The sequence below is a fragment of the Pseudomonas sp. B5(2017) genome (assembly GCF_002112825.1).
GTDB lineage: Bacteria > Pseudomonadota > Gammaproteobacteria > Pseudomonadales > Pseudomonadaceae > Aquipseudomonas > Aquipseudomonas putida_Z.
On the sequence record NZ_NEIR01000045.1, the window covers coordinates 1 to 593 of the forward strand.

At 61.4% G+C, this 593-nt stretch carries 1 protein-coding gene; it reads right to left on the reverse strand.

Annotated features, from left to right (window positions below; translation table 11 throughout):
• Positions 1-593 (reverse strand): immunoglobulin-like domain-containing protein (locus CAG00_RS28925; protein ID WP_371915780.1); only part of this gene is annotated, 593 nt, incomplete at both ends.

The following is a 593-nucleotide window of genomic DNA, read 5'->3' on the forward strand; positions in this document are numbered from 1 at the left end:
GCCACGGTCTTCTCGTAGTTGCCGCCCGAGATATTGGTGATCTTGTTGGTCAGATCCAGGTTGGTGTTGTGCACGTTGTTCGGTGCAGTGAACGGTACCGAAGCCGACGACTCGCCCACCGGGATGGTGATGGTCTGGCCGTTGGCCAACTTCACCACCAGATCCGAACCGGTGACTTTGTGGTTGACCGACGCGGTGTAGGTCACCACGCCACCCTCGACCACGCTTTGCGTGGCGGTCAGGGTGACGGTAGTGGTGTCGATGGTGTCGGTGACCTTGGTCACAGCCGCGGTGCTGCTGACGTCGAGTTTCTCGAAGTCGCCACCGGTGGTGCCGGTGACGGTTACGCTCAAGTCTTCGGCATCGACGTAGACGTCGTCGCTTGGTGCATCGATAGTGATCGAGGCTTCTTTCGAGCCAGCGGCGATGGTGATGGTTTCACCGTTGCTCAGCTTGATCACCAGGTCGGTGCCCGCCTTGTTGGTCAGGGTGGCGGTGTAGGTGATCTTGCCGCCTTCGGCCACGGTGTCCGTCGCGGTCAGGGTGAGCGTGGTGACGTCCGGAGTCGCCGGGTTGTCGGTGACCGTGGTCAC